Source organism: Paraburkholderia sp. RL17-373-BIF-A, from assembly GCF_046030175.1.
Classification (GTDB): domain Bacteria; phylum Pseudomonadota; class Gammaproteobacteria; order Burkholderiales; family Burkholderiaceae; genus Paraburkholderia.
On record NZ_JARESO010000506.1, the window covers coordinates 1 to 297 of the forward strand.

The window sequence follows — 297 nt, forward strand, 5'->3', positions numbered from 1 at the left end:
GTTGACGATGATCTGGCCGTTTAGCCTGCTGCTGAGCCTTGGACTCTGCACATCTGTGTCCTCACAGGAGTTGCGGTGGTACCAAGTGCCCGCTCCGGAGTCCTCAACTTTTCCGAACTTACACCCCGAAAGCTACCCGGATATACGGAGCGCCAATGCGGCCCCATCCTCGGACGCGTCGCTTGCGACGTCGGTGTTACCAGAAACACAGTATCTCGATGAGTTGATTGCTGGTGTGGCCCAGAAGTACGCGGTCGACCCACTGCTGGTGACTTTGTCAAGTTGACTGCACGGCCG

1 protein-coding gene is annotated in these 297 nt (G+C 57.6%); it reads left to right on the plus strand.

Annotation, left to right across the window (positions count from 1 at the left end; translation table 11 throughout):
• Positions 1 to 286: hypothetical protein (locus P0D80_RS51565; protein ID WP_408296757.1), on the plus strand; the 286-nt coding region annotated here is incomplete at its 5' end.
• Positions 287 to 297 lie beyond the last annotated feature (11 nt).